This is a genomic window from Thermogutta terrifontis (assembly GCF_002277955.1).
Lineage (GTDB): Bacteria > Planctomycetota > Planctomycetia > Pirellulales > Thermoguttaceae > Thermogutta > Thermogutta terrifontis.
In genome coordinates, this window is sequence record NZ_CP018477.1 from 2,246,149 (window position 1) to 2,268,625 (window position 22,477).

16 protein-coding genes are annotated in these 22,477 nt (G+C 55.3%); 2 read left to right on the forward strand and 14 right to left on the reverse strand.

Going from position 1 to position 22,477, the window contains the following annotated elements; translation table 11 throughout:
* Positions 1 to 77 precede the first annotated feature (77 nt).
* The 13 genes from THTE_RS08350 to THTE_RS17940 all read right to left on the reverse strand — a co-directional run bounded on the left by THTE_RS08350 (position 78) and on the right by THTE_RS17940 (position 18,641).
* Positions 78 to 1,427 carry a Gfo/Idh/MocA family protein gene (locus tag THTE_RS08350; protein ID WP_095415001.1) on the reverse strand — a complete coding sequence of 450 codons (1,350 nt, stop codon included), beginning with the start codon at positions 1,425 to 1,427 and terminating at the stop codon, positions 78 to 80.
* 453 nt (positions 1,428 to 1,880) lie between these two features.
* On the reverse strand, positions 1,881 to 2,702 hold the full coding sequence (locus THTE_RS08360) for an FkbM family methyltransferase (RefSeq protein ID WP_157731938.1): 822 nt from the start codon (positions 2,700 to 2,702) through the stop codon (positions 1,881 to 1,883).
* Positions 2,703 to 2,899: 197 nt separating this feature from the next.
* On the reverse strand, positions 2,900 to 4,363 hold the full coding sequence (locus THTE_RS08365) for a glycosyltransferase (protein WP_095415004.1): 1,464 nt from the start codon (positions 4,361 to 4,363) through the stop codon (positions 2,900 to 2,902).
* Positions 4,364 to 4,883: 520 nt separating this feature from the next.
* Positions 4,884 to 5,336 (reverse strand): DUF2703 domain-containing protein, encoded by a 453-nt coding sequence (locus THTE_RS08370; RefSeq protein ID WP_095415005.1) that lies wholly within the window; start codon positions 5,334 to 5,336, stop codon positions 4,884 to 4,886.
* A 42-nt stretch (positions 5,337 to 5,378) separates the two neighbouring features.
* Positions 5,379 to 6,572: an ACR3 family arsenite efflux transporter gene (gene arsB, locus THTE_RS08375; RefSeq protein WP_237260238.1), complete on the reverse strand. Its 1,194-nt coding sequence runs from the start codon at positions 6,570 to 6,572 to the stop codon at positions 5,379 to 5,381.
* A 124-nt stretch (positions 6,573 to 6,696) separates the two neighbouring features.
* On the reverse strand, positions 6,697 to 7,092 hold the full coding sequence (locus tag THTE_RS08380; RefSeq protein ID WP_095415006.1) for an ArsR/SmtB family transcription factor: 396 nt from the start codon (positions 7,090 to 7,092) through the stop codon (positions 6,697 to 6,699).
* A gap of 551 nt (positions 7,093 to 7,643) precedes the next feature.
* Positions 7,644 to 8,375 (reverse strand): sulfite exporter TauE/SafE family protein, encoded by a 732-nt coding sequence (locus tag THTE_RS08385; protein WP_095415007.1) that lies wholly within the window; start codon positions 8,373 to 8,375, stop codon positions 7,644 to 7,646.
* A 206-nt stretch (positions 8,376 to 8,581) separates the two neighbouring features.
* Positions 8,582 to 10,768 (reverse strand): LamG-like jellyroll fold domain-containing protein, encoded by a 2,187-nt coding sequence (locus tag THTE_RS08390; protein ID WP_095415008.1) that lies wholly within the window; start codon positions 10,766 to 10,768, stop codon positions 8,582 to 8,584.
* Positions 10,769 to 10,846: 78 nt separating this feature from the next.
* On the reverse strand, positions 10,847 to 12,214 hold the full coding sequence (locus THTE_RS08395) for an ROK family protein (protein ID WP_095415009.1): 1,368 nt from the start codon (positions 12,212 to 12,214) through the stop codon (positions 10,847 to 10,849).
* A gap of 25 nt (positions 12,215 to 12,239) precedes the next feature.
* Positions 12,240 to 14,111 (reverse strand): hypothetical protein, encoded by a 1,872-nt coding sequence (locus tag THTE_RS08400; RefSeq protein ID WP_157731940.1) that lies wholly within the window; start codon positions 14,109 to 14,111, stop codon positions 12,240 to 12,242.
* Positions 14,112 to 14,318: 207 nt separating this feature from the next.
* Positions 14,319 to 16,748, reverse strand: coding sequence for a glycoside hydrolase family 127 protein (locus THTE_RS08405; protein WP_157731942.1), 2,430 nt, complete (start codon positions 16,746 to 16,748; stop codon positions 14,319 to 14,321).
* 260 nt (positions 16,749 to 17,008) lie between these two features.
* On the reverse strand, positions 17,009 to 17,989 hold the full coding sequence (locus THTE_RS08410) for a BON domain-containing protein (RefSeq protein ID WP_095415012.1): 981 nt from the start codon (positions 17,987 to 17,989) through the stop codon (positions 17,009 to 17,011).
* A 511-nt stretch (positions 17,990 to 18,500) separates the two neighbouring features.
* The gene (locus THTE_RS17940; protein ID WP_157731944.1) at positions 18,501 to 18,641 is read right to left on the reverse strand and encodes a hypothetical protein; all 141 of its coding nucleotides are present in this window, start codon (positions 18,639 to 18,641) and stop codon (positions 18,501 to 18,503) included.
* Positions 18,642 to 19,134: 493 nt separating this feature from the next.
* On the opposite strand from THTE_RS17940, the gene pap reads away from it, so the two are divergent.
* Positions 19,135 to 20,622, forward strand: coding sequence for a polyphosphate:AMP phosphotransferase (pap, locus tag THTE_RS08415; protein WP_095415013.1), 1,488 nt, complete (start codon positions 19,135 to 19,137; stop codon positions 20,620 to 20,622).
* 20 nt (positions 20,623 to 20,642) lie between these two features.
* Here the strand turns inward: pap and THTE_RS08420 are convergent, their stop codons facing one another.
* On the reverse strand, positions 20,643 to 21,842 hold the full coding sequence (locus THTE_RS08420; protein WP_095415014.1) for a NupC/NupG family nucleoside CNT transporter: 1,200 nt from the start codon (positions 21,840 to 21,842) through the stop codon (positions 20,643 to 20,645).
* 324 nt (positions 21,843 to 22,166) lie between these two features.
* On the opposite strand from THTE_RS08420, the gene THTE_RS08425 reads away from it, so the two are divergent.
* Positions 22,167 to 22,475: an MTH1187 family thiamine-binding protein gene (locus THTE_RS08425; RefSeq protein WP_095415015.1), complete on the forward strand. Its 309-nt coding sequence runs from the start codon at positions 22,167 to 22,169 to the stop codon at positions 22,473 to 22,475.
* The last annotated feature ends 2 nt before the right edge of the window (positions 22,476 to 22,477 follow it).

Sequence of the window (22,477 nt, forward strand, 5' to 3'; positions counted from 1 at the left end):
TGACTGTAGTCGCCCTGCGCAGCCAGAGGTGAACATCAGTCAACGGGGAACTGCTTCTCGAATGGCCGATCCAAAGATCACAGGAAGCGATACCGCCCAGGCATGGGGACCGGTGCGACAGGATATGACCCGAACTCATACTTCTCGGGCCCCAATCTCGTGGTGGACTGCATGGCGTCGTCCCAGGTGATGGACTGGCCACTGTACACCGCTTCTCGTCCGAGGATCCCCGTCATGGTGCTGATGGCCACGTTTTCCGCCTCGTTGATGGGGTTCCCCTCGCGGATGCTTGCGATGAGATCTTCGTGTTCCTGCTCGTATGGATTGGGGTTAGGACCACGGTAACGCCAGCGTTCATTCTTCGTTTGAATCATTTGGTGGCAGTCACTTTCGCCGAGCGTACCCTTGACGAATTCGCCCACGATGTTTTGGCACCCGTTGATCTGTCGGCACTGACTGAACACGGTGACGCCGTTTGGATATTCGAATTCCACAGCGAAATGATCGTAGATGTTTCCGTACTTCGGATCCGTCCGCACTTGACGACCACCCAGCCCAGACACCGCGCGGATGGGATGAGTACCCAGCACCCAGTTCATCACGTCGAGATTGTGGACGTGTTGCTCAACAATATGGTCTCCGGAAAGCCAGGTGAAGTAATTCCAGTTGCGCAATTGCCACTCCATATCGGACCAACCCGGCTGCCGTTCCACCACCCAGATTTCTCCCCCGTTCCAGTAGCACTTGGCATAGATGATCTCACCGATTGCCCCGTCATGGATGCGGCGGATCGTTTCCTGATAGCTTCGTTCATGCCGACGCTGAGTTCCCGCCGCTATTCCAAGCTTCTTTTGCTTGGCCAATTCACCGGCTTTCAAAACCAGTTTGACTCCTGGAACATCGACGGCCACCGGCTTTTCCATGAATACGTGCTTCCCAGCCTCAATTGCCGCCATCAGATGCATCGGACGGAAGTGCGGAGGAGTAGCCAGAATTACATAATTGACTTCCGGGACGGCGAGAAGCTGCTTGTATGCGTCAAATCCGACGAAGCAACGGTCGGGCGGTACGTCTCTCCCCAGCTTTTGCAGGTTGGCACGACAGGCCTCGAGACGATCTGGAAACAGGTCGGCCAGGGCCACCACTTTGATATTTTTCCGAACAACCGTTGCGTTCTCAGCCACGTCTTCGGTGTGGTAACCCGTGGCCGGATAGATGACCTTGGTCGCGGCTCCCAGTGCGTTAAGGACGGCGCCGGTACCGCGGCCTCCGCAGCCGATCAGCCCGATATTGACTTCCATATCCTCATTGAAAGCTCCATGGGCAAATCGGTGCACGGCAACGGCAGTCGCCAATCCCACGGCACCGGTCTTGGCTAGAAACGACCGTCGATTCAGCACGCTTGAGCCTTGCCGTGACTGTGTCATAAGAGCATTCCTCCTTTTTCGAGAAACATGTGTCGTGTGATTTAGGAAAAAAACATCAGTTAGATTATCAAGCCCATGGCGAGGAAACAAGGGTGCCGCTAGGCCCAAATGGGACATGGGTCGCACACGCTTTCGCGATACTCTTCGCATGTCATTTGGTGGGAATCCATCGATCGGTTGGCGGTGTGAGCTTAAGCACCTGGATCCTCTTCCGTGCGTCCATTGTTTGGTGTCCGCCAGCAACCCTTTTCAGCCGCAATATCAAATCACACACCTTGCCAGGATGGATTTTCCCGCCAAAGAAATCTCGGTTCATCTCGAAAGAAGGCAACCCGGTACCGAATTTCATCACTTCACGAAGCGGAGTCTTTTTTAAAAAAACACCATCGGAGGCTTCGCGGCGTGAATCGTTTCAAGTTGTTGCCCCGTCCTGCCGTGGCCGCGGGCAACTCATTATGCGGCGGCGGGTTCGCATTTCTCTGCGATAACGCGGCGCTTAAAGAGAAAATCGACGGCCGATATTTCGTGGCTGGGCCGCCTCGTCAGAGAAAGGGCTCCAGCACATTCGAAACCGCGGTCGGACAGGAAATCCACGAGATCTCGAAAAGAGTAGTCGGTTCGATACGGTGAACAGAACATGAACTCAGTGAGGATGACCTCGGTTCGCCTGAGGGTGTGTGGCGCTCCCCGAAGGATGCGCAATTCATTGCCCTGGGTGTCCAGCTTGAGGAAAAAGGAACCACGCAGGTCCGGAATCTCCTCGACAATGTGATCGAGTGTTTTCGTCTGCACCATTCGCAGAGCGACTGGCTCGGGAGCATCGTTGGGAAACTTTTCTTTAAGAATAGTGCCCTCAGCCGGCACAAGGGAACTCATCGTGCGGTCATGGTGGATGTAAAACGGCACCGTTGATTCCTGTTCATCGAGTGCGGCACAGATTACGGTCACGTTGCTGGATGGGTTGCGCTGGCGAATTTCTGCAACGAGGTCTTCGTCTGCTTCGATACAGACGATCCGGCGAAACCCAAAGAGACGGCGAGCCAGTTGGGTGAAAACGCCCCGATGGGCGCCCACGTCGAGCAGCACGGCGGGAACATTCGTGACCAGCGCGCGAATGGAGAGCAGTGTTTCCAAAAGCTCGAGAGGGTAGCGATCGCGTGGTATGCCTGATTCCGCACACAACTGGCGCACTCGTTCCCGATGGTAAAATGCGGCGCTTTTCTTGAGTACGGTAGTGCGAAGTTTATGGGATAGTTGACTCAAGAATCGTACCATGCCCGAGGATCCTATCTGCCAAGGTTGCCTCCCCCAGTTTCCACAAAGGTTCTCATTTGGACCTGTTCTCTTCAGCCTTAAAGGCGTCAGAAGCCGCTTCGCATTTTGGCCCACTGGGAGGCCAATCCTATCCACCATTGTTGGACCCGGCAAGATCGGTTTGCGTGCGTCGCCATGCTTCTGCATTTTGCCCAATTTCAGTGACCGGGAATTTCTGCGGGCGAAACCGGCCCGGTGCTGGCGGTTGCGTTCCGGAAGACCAGATGCGGTGCGGATGAACTGGTGGGATACGCAGTTGCCGACGGTGATGACCGTTGAGATCCCCAAAGCCGATGCAATAGCTCACTGAGCCGACGGGTGAGCTCACGACGCTCAAACATTTGAATGCCGGGCGGAGGGAGGCGGTGGACTGCTCCTCTTTGTTGCCAGGCTAAATAGCGACGCTTGATTGCCTCGGCAATGCCCTGCACGTCGGTGGGCTCCATCACATCACCCGCATCAAATTGCCGAATAAGGTTCCATATGTCACTTTTCTGGACAGGCGCGAGGATGGGAGTACCGGACCGAAGGTAACTGTAGAGCTTGCCTGGGATCATGGGGAGGAAGTCTCGGCCGTGGTGCCATTGACCTACCTGGAGCAGGAGAAGGAGATTTGCGTCGAGCATCATCCGCACGGAGACCGTCTCGGATACGGGAGAGCGAACCGCGATCACCGATGGGATGGGAAAACTTTTCAACAACCGACGAATCTCTTGGGAAAAACACCCGACGAAAACCACGCGCAATGTCTTGGCCCAGTCCGGATAATCGTTGAGAACCTGCTTGAGGGCATCCAGAAAATACCCGGGCCAGCGGAGATTGTTGCATGTCCGCAGAGGCTGATACTGGAATCCCAAGAATTGAAAGAAAGGTTGAATTCCCGGGTGGCGGTCTGGTCTGGTGAAAACCCCGGAATAGAGGATCGTAAACTGGTCGGGTGGAAAAATCGGGGGAATCGTTTCGGCGGACACAAAGGCCGCTTCATCGTAGCCGTTGGTCAAAACGGCCAGCTTGTCGCTGGAAACGTTGAGGAGGGTTCGGAACATTTTGGCGGAGGTTGGCGTGTTTGCCAGAATGAGCGCCGCTTTGCGAAGAAGTCTCGCTTCACAGCGGCGTTCCAAAAGATAGTCGACCCAGTGCCGATAATACGTGTTGTGAAAGGCGCTCCAGGGATCGCGAAAATCCAGAATAAGTGGGATGTTCAAAGCGTCATGGAGCAACTCACCCAGCAGGTAAGCAACCGGGGGAGGTCCTGATGCCAGCACTGCATCGGGCCGAAATTCCGATGCCGCAGCAAGAAGGGAAGGCGTCAGGCGACGGAGAATCTCTCGCCGCTCGATGTGCCGGACAAGCCACCACCCCACCGGGAATGCTCGTAAGATCGCTTTCGCAGAAAATGAGTTCCAGCGTTTTCCGGGAGAATACCACGGGACGCTAAACACCCTGTGGGAGGCTGGATGGAAGTCACACCCGGGGTATGGCTCGGGTGTGGGTGAACTCGCTGTGAAGACGGCCGGTTGAATTCCAAACTCGGGCAGGTACTTGAAGAAACCCTCAATGCGAAAACTGCCGCTTGTCCGCCGTGGCGGAAAAGATTCGGCGATGATGAGGAGACGTTTCATTCCGTGCACCGGTTCTCTGACTGGATCAGCTCGAGCAACCCCTCTTTCATTGCAGCATCAAATTGACTTTCAAGTCTGGTGATTGACGCAGCAAAGGGTCTCACACTCTAATCGACATTGTCGCGTCCTCGACATGAGGGGTTAAAGAAAACTTCGACTCATCCCGGTGGATAAATTTGCAAGTTTCTCTCTCTTTACCCAATGTTTTGGCACCACGGAAGGTGCGTTTTTCGCCACGGATAACCCGATACTTTGAGGCGCAGGCGACAAGCTGATCTTTTTTGTGGGTTCACTAGATTGCTGATCCTTGCCAGTATGCGTGTATTTTTCAATTTGTGGATTTTGACAGACTGAACTCCGTAGGGTGGCGAAGCGATTAAGCCGCAGTCACGAAGGGGTAAGTCGTCCGGTGACATGCCCCGGCGTGGCGTGTTCGTTCCGGCGAGAGCACATTCGGACTGCTTGTCGAATTCTCGAGACGTTGCGACCGCTGTGGTGGAATAAGTGGTGCTGGTTCTCCTTAGCCGCAGCAGTGGGAACTACCAGGGGGCTCGGCTCTACAGCAGCACGACTGCGTCTTCTGGGGCGCGACTATTTCGGCCGCAGCCAGCAGGCCCGCTTTGATAATCAGTTCGCTAGGGATCGACTCGTAGGTAGTCCCTTCGACGGTGAGCGTTCGGCACTCGGCGTCGCCGCACACGGAGCAACACGGGCTTTTTCCCACAGTGGCCCCAAGCCAATCTTCAAGGGGTCTCCCCTGAATGAACACACGATTGGACTGGAGAGGATCACGGCTAAACTCGGCGGGAGTGAGCGTCTTTTTCTCCGCAACCACGCATATTCCCAACGTTTTTAGAGTTTGATTCAGTAGGCGGACCGCCTCGTCAACAGCCTGTTCTGTAGCACCGCAGCGGCTACAGGTATTCCCTTGATCGTCCACAACACGCTGCCAGGTGATCGTCAGTGTCGGCATAGGGAACCCCCCGTCACAGATACGTGTTCCGGCGTAACCGAATCACCGGTAGCCGGCAAACCAATGGCGTGTCCGATTGCAGAAGCTGCATACGGAAAGCATAACGGGTACTTCAATGAGAACCCCAACCACTGTAGCGAGTGCCGCTCCCGAGCCCGGTCCGAAAAGCGCAATGGCGGTTGCGACAGCCAGCTCAAAAAAGTTGCTCGCTCCAATGAGCGCCCCCGGAGCCGCCACATTGTGGGGCACGCGGAAAAACCACATGAGGGCATAGGTCAGCGACGAATTGAAATACACCTGCACCAGGATGGGAATGGCAATCAGAACCACGTGCCAGAATTTGTTCGTAATGTTGTCCGCCTGAAAAGCAAAGATCAGGATGAGAGTAACCAAGAGGGCCACCATGCTGACGGGAGCCAAGCGAGGAAGCAGGACTTTTTCGAACCAGTCCCGTCCCCGATAGGTTATGAACACGCGGCGCAGGATAACACCTGTCGTGAGGGGGATCACGATGAATACGAGGACCGAATAAAACAGGACCTGGAATGGTACCTGGAGAGACGATGCTCCGCTGACAAGAAATCGCACAATTGGGGCGAACAGCACGAGCATGATCAGGTCATTCAGCGAGACCTGGACAAGCGTGTACGCCGGGTCACCATCGGTCAGGTAGCTCCACACAAACACCATGGCCGTGCACGGAGCGGCTGCCAAAATAATCGTTCCCGCGATGTACTGATTGGCATCGTCGGGACTCATCCAGTATCCAAACACATAGCGAAAAAACAGCCAGGCCCAGAGGGCCATGGAAAACGGCTTCACCACCCAATTGATGAACAGTGTGATGAGCAGCCCTTTGGGACGCCGTCCCACATTCTTGATGGATGCAAAGTCCACCTTCATCATCATGGGGATGATCATGAGCCAGATGAGAACCGCGATCGGAACATTGATTTGGCTCCCTTTCGCGAATTCCCACTCACGGAAAATGTTGGTGATGTCCGGAAGGGCTTTTCCCAGCAGAACCCCCGCTATCATGCACAGGCCCACCCAAACTGTCAGATACCGCTCAAAAAGATTGAGCCGTTTCGCGTCCGTTGGACAGGCCGTGCCGCCCCCATGCGTCCTCGTGGTTAAGCCACCCGCAGAGAAGCCGGACGAACTGCGAGAATTGTCCATGAATTCTTCCGGTCGGTGATCCTGCTGCGGCGATGGCAAGAGATTATCCCGATTCATCGACAATTCCTCCAAATTGATTCCATCATTCGCTGGTTCCACTCAACGCAGGTCTCTCGCACCCCAAGAAGAATGCCCCATTGCGAAACGCCAGACCCCGATCGGCTACCATTTTCGCTTCGGGTCAATGACACGGGCGGCTGTGGTGACCGGGAGGCCCGCAGGCTATGTTTACCCGGTTGCGCGAGAGGTAGCTTTTCAGCCGCTGTCGATCCGCTGCGACTTGTGGATCGTCTTCTACCTTTTTAAGAATTTCAGTTACAATTTTTTGCCATTCCGAGGGCAGTTTATCCAGCTCGAGGCTAAAAAAATGCCACCGGTGCGACACCCGTTTGCGGACCAGTTGAGCTCTTTCCAGGACGCTCAAGTGACGGGATACGGTAGCTCCCGTCAATCCAAGCATCTCGGTGATCTCGCAGAGGCACAACTCCCGATCGCGAAGCAGCGTCAGAATCCGTAAGCGAGTGGGCTCGGCTAGGCTTTTTAATATTCGGGACACTGTCATGATCGAATGCGACATTCTGCTGCTCCTGTCGCGGAAAACCGGTCAGGCATATTTAGTCATTTGGCTAAATGAACAATAAAGTTTATGCGGATTGTCGGCAGGTGTCAAGGCTGAGCTATCCCCGCTTTTGTAAAAAGCCACGCTGTGTCACGAACCCTATGTGTTGTACCGGCCATTCATGAATGGCCCCTACCGGTGAAACGCTTTCGTGGTTGCGGCAAAACACCGCAAACGCCAAGATGGTGAAGGCTAAAGCCTTCACGATAAAGCGGCGATGAATCGCCGCACTCCACATGTGGAGTGCGGGGCTTCAGCCCCGCTTTCCACGCGGGACTTCAGTCCGCGGCGAAAGAAAATGGAGGATCCAACGTCATACGGCTGACCTGACGAGCAGGTCCCCCCGGACAAGGTCCCTCGGATGTGCGGACCTGGCAGGCAGGTCCCTCCGGATTGAGTCTCGCTCCCATGCGCACCTGTGTTGACGCCCGAGTCCGCATCGGCAACGAAAAATTGGGGATGAGTCAGGAAAGCGCAGAATTGACGCGTCCCCCTGAACGTGACCTTCATCACGGAACAAAAAGAAGCTTGAGAGCGGCAATGACCAGCACCACACTGAGGGCCCGTCGCAGCCAGACGTCACTGAACCAGGTGGACCCAAGTGTGGAACCAAGAAACCCGCCCAATGCAACCGTTCCTACTGCAGGCAGCAAATGGGTCGGTACTGATTGCAGACCAGCCATCACCCCCAGGAGACCGGAGATCGAGTTGATGAGAACAAACGGGGCCGTGATCGCCGCCGCCTCACGTGCTGTCATCCATTGCGAAAGAATGAGAACAGGCGTCAAGAATATGCCTCCGCCTGTTCCAGTAAGTCCCGCGAGGAGGCCGAGAACGGCGCCCGTTACAAAAAGGACAAAGGGTGAGGGTGACGGCTTAGTCATCCCTGTTTCTGAAGGTTTTCCGACAAGCATTCGCACTGCGGCAGCGAACAGGACGACTGCAACAAGTGGGCGGTATACATTGCGGGATACGGGCACAAATCCCCCAATGAATGCGAGGGGAGCGGAGCCTGCAAGCAGGAACAACAGGAACAACCAGCGCGGCCGCACACGACTGAAACGGACAGTCGCGATGGTGGCCACAAACACATTGAGCACGAGCGCAGTTGGCCGCATCTCCTCAGGGGCGAAACCGAGAATGGCCATCCAGGCCAGATAACCCGATGCGCCCGCATGTCCCACAGACGAATAAAGGCAAGCTATGAGGAACAGGCCTCCAAGAAACAGCGCGAACATCATTTTTCAAGACCGCAAGTTCAAGGGTGAATTGCCGCTGGATTCTCCATGGATCGTCGTAATGTCACACATTAAGCGCTTCTGTCGAGACCGCAAGGAATGGTTTGTATCAGTTTCGGTATTGGGAAACCGAAATGAGCCGCTCCACGCAGTGTGCTAATCTAACCGTTCCGAGAAGGGAACAGGAATCGTGGCAGACAGAAAACGATTCAAGGTTGATTGGGCCGCGCGTGAGCCGCAATCTCTTCTGGCGAAAGGCATCGCGAGTAGATGCGGACCTCGTCAATCGCTCCGGTAAAGTGCGCAGAATGGCCTTTTTCATAGTTGCCCAGTACCAAATAACGGCTGTTGAAAGTGATGGGGGCCCGCCGTTCGAGTTCACCGATTTCCCGGCCCTGCATGTAGAGTCTCATCGTACTGCCGTCGAACGTGGCCGCCAGATGGACCCATGGCCCAACAGGGAGCGGTGATTGCCCGACCAGATGGTGACTCCAGGGCGTGACGGGAATTTGAAAACACGGCTTGCCCTCGAGCACACCAACTCGAAATCCGGTTGTTTCAACCCCACCGAAAACACAGTTGACGATCCACCGATTGTTCTGGTTGGGAGTTTCAGTGCGAACCCAGCACTCCACGGTGAGCTGCGAGCAATTTGTCAGCGGCCTGTCCATGGGCACGATGACACATCCCCCGTGGCAATCGAGGGCCCAACCCTGCCGTCCTTTAACGCGGGCAACGTTGTGAAGCACTCCCCCGAGGCGATGCCCGGAATAATCGAAGGCCACCTCTTGCTCCGGAGGCTCGTCAAAAGTCCACCAGGCGACAAGGGCGGGATCGGTTCCCGGAAGGGTGACTCGGCGTCGAGCCTGCGCAATGAGTGCGCGCTCCCTTTCAAAGTACTGTCGGACAGGCGCGTCGTACGGACCGAGGCCGACGTCCTCTGGAAGCAAGTCAATATGCTGAAAAGACTCGGTGGAAAAGACGCGACGGACCGCATCCAGATATTCAAAGCCGAACTCACGGTGAGGCGCAATGTAATGCCCTTCCCCCCATTCATTCCAGTTGTCAAGAAGAATCAACCGGCTTCCCAATTGCTCCCTGGGAAAAGTTGCTGCCAGTGCCTTAGCACGCCGGAGGAGTTCCTCGAAATCCTTTGGTGGCAGCTTCCAAATAGACCCCTCGTCTTGCCATCCACTCCAGCCTTGTGACACGGTGATGACCTGGGGAATGATTCCCAGCTCCTGTGTGCGCGTGATGTACGACAACTGTGCCTCGATCGCTTGCCGCGGCGTGGGATTATTAGGAACTGGCCAGACGTATGCAAAAGTATAGTCCAGCCCAAGGTCTTTCATGAGTTGAAGATGGCGGGCGTCGGTACCTCGATATTCGCCGAGAAGGTACAGTCCCGCGAAACCTGCCTGCCGGCATAATTGGCGTGCTTTTTCGAAGGCACTCGCAACTTTATCCACACCGCCCAGGTCGTCCACCAGAAACTCGGGACGATAAATAAAAAGAAGAGGCTTGCCATCAATTACCAGATAGTTGGGCCGTTGGAAGTAGTTTTTGATCCAAAAAGGCAGGAGGTTGTCCAAAAAGTCACGCTCATCGGCGACACCGGCCTGACCACGGGCCTGATTTTCCCACATGATGGCAAAACGCAACCTGTCCTGAAATCGGGAATGAAAAAAGGCCTCGTGAAGAGCACTGGAGTACCGCATCTCAACTGGACCGCCCTGTCGCGCCCGGTACCAGCAATAAACGAAAAATGAAATCCCGTGCTCAACGGCCCATTTTGTCTCCCAATCGGCTACTTCAGGGTTTTCCTGACCGTAGAACCCTAGTGCCGGCGTCCTTTCGGGATGCTTGAGCAGGTTGCGCCAGATTTCAGGCCTGTCTGTCTCCCAAAGCGGGCAATTGTGGGCGCCGACAAGAATATCGGTGGCCACCGGCTGAGGTGGTGGAATCTCCCGGTTTTTAGGGATCGAAAGAGCCGGGAGAAACAGCACGGAAAGAGACCGGCGCACCGCGGCCTGCTGGTATTTGGCAAGGACCGCCAAATCGTGGCGTCCTGCTTCCGATGTCACCACCGTCCATGACGTATTGATTTCGTCAACCCCGTTTTCGAAGCGAAATGACTGTTGCACATTTCCTTGGACAAGACGCACCTCGGGCGGAAGAATTAGTTCCAGTGTGCCCTCGAGGTCCTGGCCTCCACGATTACGAAGGGTGACGGAGAGGGTGCAAGGCCATCCTGCACGATAAATTGGCCGGACGGGCTGGAAGTCGGCGATTTCCAATTCTCCCGGCCGGACTTGCCCACTGAGAAGCACCGTCAGAAGCATAAATGCGCAGAAAAACCCCGTTTTGAGCAATCGGCCTGAAAATCGCGCCGTCATGGTGACTCCTTCTATGAACAGTGTCTGGTGGCAGGGCGTGGATGGAGCAATTTCGCCGTTTGATCGACGATATTCGGTTTATCGAGAGACGCAAAAATAGGCCGACCTCCGCGTGTTGGATCGCTCATATGCGATCGCGGCCTGCGGTGTGGGTAGAGCCAACAAGCTGATCCGTCTTCGAGCGAAGAACTCATAGATTTTACTGATGTCCGTATTTTTCACATCGAAGCCTAACCCAAGGATGACGGTCTCAACACCGCCCCGTGTTAGCATCTCTAGAAGCTCTTCGGAGAGCCATGCGTCACTCTCATTCACGAGTTTCGAACTTGCCTTTTTAACACGTCCATGGCTCAGAATGACAACATCTTCCTCGTACTGTTTACCAGCAATTGTGATACTACCAGGGTGGCACTCTTCCACGCAGGGATACTTGATGTTGCGCAGAGATTTAAAGACGTTGATCCCCACTTTTCTGGCGGCGATCGCCACTGCTCCTAGAACAACCGCATCGTCCCCGAGAGCCGACAGGCAGAGGCCACCACGCTCCCGGGCGCCGGGGAGTTGATCGGAGTTCACGACGGCCTGAATTGTCGGCCACAGAGTGTCCCCACATGCCTCCATGACCCCGCCTCCCAGCACGATCCACTCCGGATCCAAGAGGTGCCGTACGGTGAGGCATGCATAACCGATGATCTCCGCGGCCCGCCGCATAATCCGCTCGACAAGGGGATCACCCTTTTCCAGAGCTTGCTTGAGGGCTTTACTCCGAATAACGCTGAGATCTCCGTCGAGGATTTCGGTCAGTAATGTGGACTCGCCTTTCGCCACCGCATCTCGAATGTCGCGTTCAATGGCCGCCCGACCAGCGAGGGCTTCAAAACATCCGCGATTCCCACATCCGCACAGCGGGCCCCCAATCTCCATGACGATATGACCGATTTCACCCGCCACTTCCCGGGCACCTCGCCAGATCTTCTTTTTCTGTGCAAATCCCGCCCCGATTCCCGTGCCGACAAAGATCCCCATGGCGCTTTTGGCCCCGCGGGCAGAGCCCAGCCAAACTTCACCCAGCGTACCGAGATTGCAGTCATTCCCCAGGATAACTCGGCAGCCAAAACGGGATTCCAAGCGAGGGACGAGATGGACGCCGGAAAGGCAACTGTTGGGAGTACGTACAATCGTCCCCTTTTTGGGATCCACCACTCCCGGTATGGCGACACCAATGGCCGTCACGTCGCGGTGGCTCAGATCCTCTTCTTTGAGCACCGCTTCGATGACGCCTTCGATTGCCTCAACAATCTCTGCGGGGTTGTCCGTCCGCGGTGTGGGAAGCCGCTCCCGGGCGCGAATGACCCCGCGCCGATCGGCCAGCACGCCAAGAATTTTAGTGCCTCCCACATCGACAGCAACGAAATTCGGTTCGTTGGATTGTTGTTTGCCAGCCATAGGTGATCCCTCTGTGCTCACCGTACTAATGCTCCTGCTCTAATATTGTGGGGTGGAAAAGCCGCTCCTGCAAAGGAACGGCCGGTTTTCCCAGAACGGCCGCTCGCATCCACTCCGCCCACCACTGAGTAGCTCTGGCAGCATGGGACATTGGTGGGTTAACGTTCAAGGATTCTGTCGCCACACGCACAGAGTGCAGCAATTCCTCATCGTTTCTCACCAGCGTGCATGGTGCCCGCAATTCAACAGTCAGAGGAGGCAGCTTTCCCAACGATCGGGCGAAAAAATCTTTCACGTTCGCCGGTCGTGATTGTCTCAATTCGCAACCGATAAAAAAAACGCTTTGTTGGCTCACATCAGTCTGCCAAAGATTATCGACCACCAGCCGCGGACCATCGACCATCAATCGGCCCTGGACGAGAAGCCAGGGATAGAGAGTGACTGCGTCAGCGATGTGGTCATTGGTGGCAATTCGCAGAGCGGAAGCAATGTCCCAGGAACGCGTGAAAACGCATTCGTCGTTGTGATTCGTCGGGACAACAGGTGGTACAGCGGCGAGAAGGACTGCTCCGTGGGGCACTTCGGCGCGCTGTGTTTCCCTCCTGATTGTGTTCAAAATGATTTCCTGGGCCTGCCATGACTGAACGTAATTGTTGCGCTGCAACAAAAAGGAGGTGGCATTGACGAGTAAGGCCACACACAGACCAACTTGCAGCCAGCGCGTTCTTTTAAAAGATTGTTGATGAGCCGGGCCAGTCCAATAGGTGCTCGCCGCGAGAGCAACGGCTACCCACAGGGAGGAAAGTTTTCGGTTGTCGTTGCCATAAACCGCAGCATAACTGCCAGAGAGCACAAATAGCAGAACGCTCATTGCCGCGGAGATCCAGCACACCCTCCTGAGCACGCCGACTCGACAAGATTGGGTAGCGAAGTGGTTGCGGTGAGAACGGTCCTCGCCATTTGATCGTGTTTCGAGATGAACACTGCCATCTGGCTTGTCGCCCGATTGACGCGCTGTGTTTTGCGCGTTTAGAGGTTCCCCAGCACCCGTGGTTCGCGAGTGAGCTAGGACAAGGGAAATCGTCACGAGCAGAGCACCCGCCAAAGCTGATGCATCCCACGCTTCATGGATTCGGAAAAGACCATCGGCCCAGAGAATAGGCGTCTGAACGGACACTGCAAATACCCAATAAAGAAACGTCCGGAGCATCATTCCAAGGCCGCCCGGCGTCAGCCGAGACATGTCCGGAAAAAAACTTGGCATGATCAATTTCTGCACGACCAGCCCCAGTAAAACGGCAACAGCGAGGGGAACTGTCGTCCTGGCAACGCTTTTCCATGTGTGCCGATCAAATCCCAGGTAGGTGGGTGACGCTGAGCCCAGAGTGGCTAGCTTTCCAGATTGATCCGCCTTAAAGCAGGCAGCATGGTAGAGCGGCATCAAACACTGCAAAACGAGCAGGGGTAGAAAAATCTCGTAGATCAGCATCCCGATGAAAATAAGAAGACCGGACAACAACAGCCAGCCGCCCTGCCGGCTCATCGCCCTTTCGTGACATACGAGTGACCCTGCCCATAAAACGTACGCCGTCGCCGCGAGATGTTGCATTCCTGGCGAAAACACAAGTGTGGAAGCAATACTTGGCAAATATACGGCCGACAGGAAAAAAGCCGCGGCCTTTTCGCCGCACAATCGACGCCAGACGTACCAGACCATTCCCCATGCCACGCTGAGCGACAAAAACTGAGAGCAGACGTACCAGCGAGGAGTGCCGCCATACACGCCGGATATACTGGAAAGCACAACGGGAGCTAATGGGCGGGCAGAGAAAAGTGGAAACCATGACCGCACGGCATCCCACCACTGACGGTGCACACGCCAATGGTCGATGATCATCCAATCGTCGCAAACCCAACCTGCTTTAAAAAGATACGGAATATATACTGCAAGTATGAAAACAATAGCAGCACAGGTGGGCAGCCTTTTTTTGCAGAAGTGTGCAAATGCCATAACCAAAAAGAAGGACAGCAACCATCAGCCGAGCAATACCGATGCACATTCACCATCCTTGTCAGTGGTGTGTGCCACTAGCACGGAAGACGTTTATCGCTCGGATTCGTGACCAGTGGACTCTCCGTTTGGGTCGGCTGATGTGGTCACAACCCGCAAGTCAAATATACCACCTGCCATGGCCCCCGGATGGGCCTGAAAACGCACGGTGACCGCTTCGCGATCTTTTACGAGTTCGGCCGGCAGCGGGTAAACCTCAATAAAAAAGCGTCCGGGCCGATTGTTCGCCAATCGCTGTGTAGCGAGCCTCGATCCATCGACCACAATATCAAAAACCCGATTCCCAACGTCGCTGCCCCAGTATTCCACAAGGAGGGACTGCCCCTTGCCCTTGCCTACTTTCACTGTGTAGGCGAACCATCCACCGTTGACGGCATGCCGCCACCGCCGCCCGGCAAACGTCCCGCTCTCGGTCCTTTCACCAGCAAGGGAATGTTCTTTTTCGCTAAGGGGGTCCCCAACAATAACTCGGTCGACTGTTCGCTTTTCAATTTCCTCCCATTTTTTCTTTGCTTGATTATATTCGCTAATGATTTTCTCCCATTGTGATGGAGATACTCGATCGAAATAGACCACATAACGCCGGGGACCATGGATCTTGTAGAACGGTTCAAGTATGATCTCTCGGTCCGCGCTATCCACAAGCGATCGGAATAATCCCCTGGGCGCCGTCCAGCATCCGGGACGCCCCTCCGCCACTTTGAACGTCGTCAAATCGACATGATCCGCCACGGCCGCCAGCAGCCCTCCAAAACTGCGGCCGATGTCCCTGGCCGGGAAATAGGCAACGGCAGGCGATTGGAGCACGCTGTCCGGTACAACAGCCGCAAGCACGATGGGACCATGGAGAATGGCAAACCGGTCAGGATTATCGGGGAATGATTCTGTCCGCAACTGCATGGGCACCCGGATTTCGACGTGGTCACCGGCAGTCCACGTACGGGTGACGCGAACGAACTGGCCCGGACGATCTTCCAACGCCCATGGAGTCCCATTGACCAGAATCGAGTATCCCTGAGTACACCACGCTGGCCAGCGGATCGCAATGGTTAATTGCGCGGGCGACTGCGGTTCAACGTAGAGATGCACCGTGTCTGAATCGGGAAATTGCGTTTCCAGTCGGACTCGTACACCTTTTTGTTGCCATTGGAGTTCTGACGGAATAAACAGATTCACATACAAAGTGTCGCGGCCATCGTGAAAGTAGATGCTTTCTCCATATTTCGCATGGTTTTCGATGCCTGTTCCCGTGCAGCACCAGAAAGAGTCCAGGGGTGTGGAATAAGTTTTATGTGATCCCGATTGTAAAGGAACATAGTAGCACATCATTCCAGTTTCTGGATCTTGCGACGCAAGGATGTGGTTGTAGAGGGCACGCTCGTAGTAGTCGGCATATTCGGGTACCATTTCCCAGAACAGCAGGTGCCTGGTGAGCTTGAGCATGTTGTATGTGTTGCAGGTTTCCGCAGTGTTGGGGCCGAGGGCTTCCGAGAGCCTATCTTTGGGCGTGAAATGCTCGTTGTTGCTGTTTCCACCAATCACATAGGAACGTTCGTGGACAACACACTTCCAGAAGTTCAACGCGGCATCGCGATACCACGGCGTTCCCGTTAATTCGTACAGTCTGGCCGCACCGATAAACTTAGGAATCTGCGTATTGGCGTGCAAACCGGTGAGAATGTCCTTCCCTTCGGCTAAAGGCTTGAGCACCGCCAGATGGTTGAAGCGCTCGGCAATCCGCAGGTATTTTTCTTCCCCGGTTAAGGCGTACAGATTGGCCAGGGCCTCGTTCATGCCGCCGTGTTCCACGTTCAACATGCGTTGCATCTGCTCGTCGGTCAGGCGGCTGTTCCGCGCGATCACCCAATCCCCGAGCTTCTTGGCCACTTCTAGTGCCTGCTGATCGCCGCAGTACACGTAGGCGTCGAGCAGCCCTGCCAGAATTTTGTGGAGCGTGTAGTAGGGAGCCCAAACCCGTCCAGTAGTTTCAACCCGGTCAAAAAACTCTTCTGGAAACGCGCTAAGATAGCCGTTACCGAGTTTCTCCTGGCACTTCGCCAGTTCCTGGACCAAAAAGTGGACTCGGTCCCGGAACTGGGCATCGCGAGTACTCGCGTACATGAACGAGCAGGCTGACAGATAATGGCCCACAAAGTGTCCCCGTAATTCGCAATCAGGTCGTTCCCAGCCGCCGAGCGGTCTCGCATCACTGGGAAGTCCCGCATTGACCCGAAACACGTGCAAAAGGCGGTTCAGATCGAGCGACACCAGGTATTCCGCGTCCTTCCGCATTGCATGGAGAAAAGGGCTGGGCAACAGACGCACGTCTTCCAGGCGGAAGGGATAGGTCGATAAGGGGATCTTCGACTTACACTCAGATGCTCGCAGATGTTCGACAGGAGGCAAAACCCCAAAAGTACCCACAACTAACACGGCAAATAAGAAACGTGAAAGTAGCTCCATGGGCCAGTTCCTCGAAGAATTCGTATGGTTTGGCATTTCCGATCCACCTCTTCCATCGTAAAACCCTGGGTGGAGCAGGGCCTATCTGCTGCCCGTTCCTGTAACGATTATACACCTTTTTCCGTCAAGCCATGGAGGTGCAGCCTAAAATCGCGGGGACGGGCAGTTACGCGAGTAGGCTACGTGCTAGACCAATAAAAAAGGCCCCGCATTGAAGCGGGGCCCAAACATCAATCAGGCGGGAAGGATACTTATAAGCTTCAGTGGCCCGTGATCGCTCGGAACAACCCAGAGAACGGTCCCTTGGTTGATCCGTCATCGAAGTCGAGGAACCACCAACCGTCGTGCCATTCAAGAGTCACTTTCCGCCATCCGAGCGGCACCTGCGGATAGGGATAGAACGGACCAATATAGGGCCACGCGGTTGCGGAATACTGTTTGGGGTAAGTGACCGCGGCGTAATTCGGGTAAGCCGCGTAGCTTGGCCAGGCGTAATTCGGCATGTTGGGCTGATCATACCGGGCCGGTGCCGCTGCTCCGACCTGGCCGGCGTACATTGGAAGTGGACGACCAAGTGGTGCCGCTGGAGATGCTTGAGTCGCAGGGGCGACCGGTGTCGGCTCCTGAGCTTGGGCGTAAGCGATCGGCAGAGGTCGAATCGGCCGCGGGGCGCTTTCCGTAGCTACTGTGGCGGAAGCAGGTGTGGCTTCAACCGGGGGTTCCAGCGCTGGGATTTCTGGAGCGGCAAACGCGGGACCTTCGCTGACTGCGGTAGCGGCCGTCGGACGCACAGGCTGATTGGCGAACACAGAGGGAACAGGATCTGCCTTCTGCACTTTGCCCGCCAGGGCCGGCGCCGCCATTGGGCGGTCGCTACCTTGCAGGCCGCCGATTGGCGAAGTCACCCGTTCGGGAGCCACCGCTGCCGTGACCGGTTGCAGACCGAGTTGCTCCGCCGGAGCTCCACTTTCGACCAATAGTTCATTGATCACTGTTTTGACGCCCTGAACCTGGCTGGCAAGGCGTTCCGCAATGGCCCGCTGTTCCGGATCAGCGACTGTCCCCCGTAGCCAGACAGTTCCATCCTGACAACGCACACCAATCTTGTACCCCTTGAGCTGCCCGCTGTTCTTAAGCGCACTGGCAATCTCCTGGGCCAGTTCCTGGTTGCCTGCGAGCACCAGTTGGGGCGCGAACACCATGAACGCCGCGGCAATCCATGTGAACGAATGACCTCGCATGCCTGTCCTCCTGTTTCGGAAATCGCCCGACGGTCGGCATCTCCCTCGGAAGGCCGAATCGATTCCCGCCTGGATCTTGTGACCGTTTTGTGTCAGGCTCTCAACAAACCGAAATCCACCACGTAAACACGAACTGTTGTAAACGCGAACTCCGGCGACAATTCAATTATCCGGCCGGTTTGGGTTCTTTTCTTCCGGCAGGAAGAGTTCGCCTAGCTATAGGATTCGGAAAAACGGTCGCGGAAACCGGAGCTTTTTTCGGGTTTTAGCAAACTCAACGGTCGCTCCGTACATACTGTAAACTTCCCATATTGCCAGAGTTGCCGCGGTTATGGATTGTGCGGTCGGCGAAATCCTATGACGTCTTCCCTGCGGGTGGCTGAAGTTGGTGGAGAAGTTCGATAAAGGTGCGCTATGTCGAAGAAGCCGATCACCCGAGCCTGTTCGGTCCGCTCTAGATGGGCTGGCTCCCCCTTTTAGTGCGGAAGGGGACGGCGAGAAAGGCCTCGGGCTACACTGAGCGGCGATGGAATTGCCGGGAGAAGTCGGTAATCCCGATGAGCAGCATCAAGGAGAAAGTCACCAGGCACAGGCACCAGATTCGGGGTGACTGCCCTGCTGAACCGAGAATGACCCCAGAAAGAAGGGCCATGGCCCCTCTGTAGGCGGGGATTGCCCATCTTCCAGTGCTGGGAAACCGGGTGCAAAGCGCCAGCGCAATCCCAATTACTGGTAAACACGTTACCAGCACGTTTGCCAACACGATGGGTGCGGTGATATTAGCTGGGCACCACATTGTTATTATTGCCGTTGTTCCGAGGCGCTGATCGGGGAACTCGAACCATTCGTGGGGGGATTCTATCACTGCTCTTCAGTTTTCGGCTAGATCAATTCTTTTGACCCCCAAAGCCTAAAACTCATCGTGGCCGAATTTGGATAGGGAAATGGCTGCGCGGCAGACACTCGGCCGGGTTGGTCCTTGCGCAGGCCGTGCATCGCGAACAATCCGACTCCTCGTTGTTTCACTACCATCCCCACGGGCAAGAAAAAGCTAGTGTTTCTCGGGAGATGTCGTGTGATGAGGCCAGAGCCACTTCAATGGCAGGAGGAGGTTTCTCCCCAACCACAATACGAGGGAACTGACGATGTTGGAATTGGTCGATCCCTGTCAGAAGGTGAAAAAGCAAGAATACAAGAACGTCTTTCCAACCCTCGAGCAAAAGCTGGCGGCATGTCAGCGGGCGGCCAGGGCGGCTGGCATACCCGTGATCATCGTGTTTGAAGGGTGGCATGCTGCCGGCAAGGGGATGGTTATCAATAGTCTGGCCCAGGTGCTGGATCCTCGCGGATTTCGTGTCCATCTGACTCTCCCGCGTAACGAAGAAGAGAAACGGCACCCATGGATGTGGCGATTCTGGAATAGGATTCCCGGGGCGGGCGAGATTGCTATTTTCGACCATTCCTGGTATCAGCGCGTGCTCGACGATTTTGCGGAGGGGCGGATTTCTAAAAAAGAGTTCCGTCAGGCGATTGCCGATATTTTGGAATTCGAAAGGCAACTCGCGGATGCGGGAACATTAATCGTCAAGTTCTGGCTCCACATTGACCCGCGGGTGCAGAAAAAACGCTTGAAAGCCCTCGCTTCCTCTCCAGCCACCCGTTGGAAAGTCTCCCCAGAACAGTGGAAACAGAACAAGAAGTACAAGAAATGGTTCAACCTGGCGAACCAGGTGCTCGAAGCCACCAGTACATTCCAGAACCCTTGGCAGATCGTGGAAGCTCATCAGGCCCGTTTTACTCGCCTGAAGGTGTTCCGCACGCTCATTTCGAAGATCGAGCAGGAGGCTCAGCGACGTTCGAAACAGCTCGCGGAGCCTCCGTCTCCCATGCCAGAACCGCGAGAAGACGAGCTTCTCCGTCCCACGATTCTCGATCGAGTGGACCTTACTCAGTCACTGGAGCGCGGGCAATATGAGAAGGAATTGAGAGGGCTCCAAAAGGCCCTTTACGAGCTTGAGCATCGCTGCCATTTGGCACAGGTGCCGGTGGTCATTGTTTTTGAAGGGTGGGATGCGGCGGGAAAAGGCGGAGTGATCAAGCGACTGACGCGGGGCCTTGATCCGCGAGGTTATGAAGTGGTACCCATTGGGCCACCGACCGCCGAAGAAAAGGCTCATCACTATCTGTGGCGGTTCTGGCGACGGCTGCCGAAAACGGGCCATATCACGATTTTTGATCGCTCGTGGTACGGGCGGGTGCTGGTGGAGCGGGTAGAAGGTTTCTGTCGGGAGGAGGAATGGCAGCGGGCATTTCGGGAAATCAACGAATTCGAAAAACAGCTTGCCGACTTCGGAACCGTGGTCATCAAGTTCTGGCTGCACATCGACCCTGATGAACAACTTCGCCGATTCCAGGCCCGTCAAAGCGATCCTAACAAGCAGTGGAAAATCACTGAGGAAGACTGGCGGAATCGCAGTAAGTGGCGACAGTACGAGGTGGCCGTAACTCAAATGCTGGAACGCACCAGCACCACGTATGCTCCCTGGACGGTGGTGGAAGCAAATTGCAAGCTTTTTGCCAGAATTAAGGCGCTCAGGACTGTCAAGGAGCGTCTTGAAGCTGCCGTCTCCTGAATGCCGGTTTTACTCCACGATCAAATAAGGATCGCCGCGACACACGCTGTCAGATAACACGCCAGAGTACCGGCGATCATGGAACGGAATCCCAGTTGGGCGAGTTCTGACCGCCGCCCAGGGATGAGCTTGCCAATCCCGCCAATCATCACGCCAATCGATCCGAGATTGGCAAAGCCGCAGAGAGCGTATGTCGCAATCGTGAAGGAGCGTGGTGCCAAAGTCTGTTTGAGAGTGGTGAGTTCCTGATAAGCAATAAACTCATTGAGAATGAGTCGCTTCCCCAGGAGTGTTGCCACGGTCGACACGTCTTTTGGGTCGACCCCCATGAGAAAAGCAAACGGAGCGAAGAGATAGCCGGTCAATCTCTCTAAACTGAGGGGTTCCCCACCCACGTTTCCCGGCAGGCTAAGGAGCCAGTTAGCAAAGGTGATCAGAGAGATAAACGCGATAAGCATGGCGGCCACGTTGAGGGTCAGGGTGAGACCTTCGCTAGCACCGCGGCAGGCGGCATCCAGGATGTTGGTGTCCTGCCTGGGGATCTCCACGCGAACCACCCCTTTGGTCGGCGAAATCTCGGTTTCGGGGACCATGATTTTCGCGACCACAAGCGCTGCCGGTGCAGAGATCAGAGATGCCGTGACAATATGCCCGGCATCTACCCCCATGGCGACATAAGCGGCCATGACAGTTCCCGCAATGGTTGCCATTCCGCTGCTCATCATGGCCATCAACTCCGAGCGGGTCATACTTTCCAGATAGGGCCGAATCACCAGCGGAGCTTCTGTCATTCCCACATAGACATTGGCGGCGGCCGCCAGAGATTCCGTGCCAGAAACGTCCATGACCCATACCATGATTTTCGCCATGGCTTTAACGAGGAGTTGGAGAATTCCCAGGTGAAAAAGAATGGCGGTCAGGGACGACACGAAGATGATCAGCGGTAGGACCACGAAGGCTACCTGGTGGTGTTTTGCTTCCGGGCCGAACACGAAACCCGTTCCCTGATCCACGCAATACTGAAGGCGCTCGATGAGCAAGCGACTGGCAAAAAAGGCCCCTTGTCCGATGTCGGTGCGAAGAAAGATGAAGGCGATGATCCATTGCAAAAACAGGCCGCTGAGAATCAACCGCCAGTTCATCACCCGGCGATTCTCCGAGAAAAGCCATGCGACAAAAAGGATGACCAGCACGCCCGCAACGGGAATAAGCCGATTCATCGTTCAAGCTCCTCCCTGGTATGCAGCATGCGTGACTTCGGTTATCGGAATGAGGCGACCACCTGGCGTTTTTTGAGGCTGATACTCGGCCCAGCGTCTCTTCGTGATTCTGCATGCCGCTGGCCTGCTTTTTGCCGGGAGTGGTAATATAAATAAGGCACAAGCCGCCCTACAAGCCGGAAGTGCGCTCTTCCGAATGCGTCCGGACGTTTGGGGGCGACATGATCAATAGCGGATAGAGGCGGTGCCCTCAGGTCTAGAGCAATTGGAGCTGAACGCCCAAGGCTGAAAACGACAAAACCTGTGCTGAGAGGGAGATCTGCGATGGTTCTGCTGGAATTCAGTATCTACCCGCTGGATAAGGGGGAAAGCTTGAGCGCGTATGTCGCGCGATGCGTGGAGATTGTGCACACCAGCGGTTTGAAATATCAGTGCCACGCGATGGGCACCATCATCGAGGGAGAGTACGACCAGGTCATGGAAGTGGTACGCAAGTGCTTCGAAGCCCTTCAAAAGGACTGTAATCGCATCGAATGCATCATGAAGCTGGATTATCGCAAGGGATATCAGGACAGAATCTCCGGAAAGGTTCGCAGCATTGAAGAAAAACTTGGGCACGTTGTACAAAAATGACT